Genomic DNA, 2,606 nt, shown 5'->3' with positions numbered 1-2,606 from the left:
GCACGCTGTGACGGCTTGGGCTTTTCGAAGAGGCCCATGCGGAACTTGACGCGCAGGATGCGACGCACGGCATCGTCGAGGCGCGCCATTGGGATGTCGCCTGCTTTGACATGCGCCAGGGTCGATGTGTATAGCCCCTTCCAGCTGTCCGGAGCCATCGCCATATCGAGGCCGGCATTGAAGGTCTGCGCGCAATCGGTATTACTGCAACCTGGAATCTGGCCATGACCGTTCCAGTCGCCCACGATCAAGCCACCAAACTGCATGCGACCCTTCAGGATGTCGGTCAGCAGGGTCTTGTTGGCGTGCATCTTTTCGCCATGGAAGCTGTTGTATGACGCCATTACCGACTGTGCGCCGGCTGCAATCGCGGGCACGTAGCCGGCGGCATGCACATTGCGCAATACCGCTTCACTGACCTCGGTATTGCCCTGGTCTTTGCCATTGGTGGTGCCGCCATCACCAAGGAAATGTTTGACCGATGTCATCACATGGTGGTCATCCAGAAAGTCGGGTGCGCCGGCTTTGCCTTGCAAGCCTTCCACCATCGCGGGTGCCAGCAGCGCAACGACCTTCGGGGCTTCGGAATAGCCCTCGTAGCTGCGCCCCCAACGGTCGTCCTGCGGCACCGCCACGGTGGGTGCAAACGTCCACTCCATGCCGGTGGTGCGGGTTTCGACAGCGGTGATGCGGCCGATCTGTCGAATCAGGTCTGCATCACGGGTCGCACCAAGGCCGATATTGTGTGGAAACAAGGTGGCGCCGATGATGTTGCTTTGTCCATGCACGGCATCGATGCCCCAAATGACCGGGATTGCCTTGCCGCCTTGCGAGGTGTCCATTGATGCCTCCCAGAATGCATCGGCAAGCGCCAGCCACGCCTTGGGTGGTGCGTTGTATTTGCCGCCCGGGTCGGAGCCGCCTCCGGCCAGGATCGAGCCCAAGCGATAGGTGCGCAAATCTTCGGGCTTGATCGAATCGATATCGGCTTGAATGGTCTGTCCGACCTTTTCCTCCAGCGTCATGGTAGCCATCAATGCGTCAATCCGGTGTTCGATGGCGGGAGTGATTGGCAACGGCCATGCCGGCTGCGGCCATAGCGATGGATGCAGCGGGACGGCGACGGTCGCGTGCCCGGAGTGCGCGCTGTGGGCGCTACCGGCAAATGCGATGGCGGCGAGCAGGGCGATGGCTAGCCGTCTGCGATGGCGCGGCAAGGGTGAGTTGGGTTGGGGCATGGCAGTGGCTCCATCTGCGATAAAGTGAACACCGGAGTTGTCGCGTTGCATCATGACAGCGCTGTCAATAGTAGGCAGAATATAACCGACTTTGTGGCACATGGTCGGCCCGTTGCTGGTGCCGCGCTTGCGCAAGGTAGGGACAATGCTCATGCGACGGACAACAACAGGGAAACGCACAGGATGAAAGCATCGCGGGTACGCATCGAGGACGTGGCAGAACAAGCGGGCGTGTCGATGAAGACCGTTTCGCGCGTACTCAATCATGAGCCCAACGTCTCGGAAAGCACGCGCAAGCTGGTGGAGGCGGCAGTGGAGAAGCTGCGCTACCGGCCGTTGCCATCGGCGCGCATCCTGGCCGGAAGCCGCTCGTATCTGGTGGCGATGCTGTTCGACAATCCGTCCAGCAACTATTTGATGGAAATCCAGATGGGCGTGCTGGATGCCTGTCGGGATCGGCATTACAACTTGATGTTGGCACCCTTGACGTTGGCGGATCGGGGTTTGGTCAGCAAAGTGGAGTCGCTGATCCTGCAGTCGCAACTGGATGGCTTGCTGTTGACCCCGCCGTTGACCGATGACCCTGCGCTGTTGAAGCGATTAGTCGAATTGGAAGTGCCCTGGTCCAGCGTCTCGGCGAAAGAGCAGAACCGCAAAATCGGGGTGGTGGTAGATGAATTTGGCGCCGTGTGCGCGATGATGAAGCACTTGGTATCGCTGGGGCATCACCGAATTGCCCATATCAGCGGGCATCCAGCGCACGGCGCCACGGGTTGGCGTTTGGCGGGCTACAAGGAGGGCTTGAAGCGCGCGGGTTTGCGCTTTGATGCATCGCTGGTGGTCGCAGGCGAGTTTTCCTACGATTCCGGGTATGCCGCAGCCAATAGATTGCTGGACTTGAAGCGCCGGCCAACCGCGATTTTTGCGGCCAATGACGATATGGCGGCGGGGGTGATTTGTGCCATCCGCGAGCGTGGTTTGTCGGTGCCTGAAGACATTTCGGTCTGTGGTTTCGATGACACGCCCATCGCACACCAGATTTATCCTGCGCTGACCACGGTGCGCCAGCCGACCCGTGAGATGGGCCGGTTGGCTGCGCTGGAGCTGCTCAACGAAATCCGGGAACCCGCCAGCGGCAGTGTTGTGGATGTGCCGTATACCCTGCAGCTACGGCGCTCCACCGCGGCGGTGGCCACCGCCGGGAATGGATGAACCCGGCGATGGTGGCAATGCCGGGTTGCAAGTGACACTGTGAATTAATGACTTGTGCCGGCCGCCAGCTGGTCCAGATCAATCCCTTGTTTGCGCAGCAGGCTGGATGCGCGCAGTGCATAGAACGCCAGATAAGCAAAGCAGACCACACCCACC

At 60.3% G+C, this 2,606-nt stretch carries 1 protein-coding gene and 1 pseudogene; one reads left to right on the top strand and one right to left on the bottom strand.

Annotation, left to right across the window (positions count from 1 at the left end):
* Positions 1–1,112: pseudogene (locus QWB57_RS03335) on the bottom strand (glycoside hydrolase family 3 N-terminal domain-containing protein); the annotation flags it as partial.
* Positions 1,113–1,421: 309 nt separating this feature from the next.
* On the opposite strand from QWB57_RS03335, the gene QWB57_RS03330 reads away from it, so the two are divergent.
* Positions 1,422–2,450 carry a LacI family DNA-binding transcriptional regulator gene (locus tag QWB57_RS03330; RefSeq protein WP_223628818.1) on the top strand — a complete coding sequence of 343 codons (1,029 nt, stop codon included), beginning with the start codon at positions 1,422–1,424 and terminating at the stop codon, positions 2,448–2,450.
* Positions 2,451–2,606 lie beyond the last annotated feature (156 nt).

The sequence above is a fragment of the uncultured Thermomonas sp. genome, from assembly GCF_937872235.1.
GTDB lineage: Bacteria > Pseudomonadota > Gammaproteobacteria > Xanthomonadales > Xanthomonadaceae > Thermomonas > Thermomonas beijingensis.
Note: the sequence above shows the minus strand (reverse complement) of the source record. Positions and strands in the feature narration are given on the sequence as shown.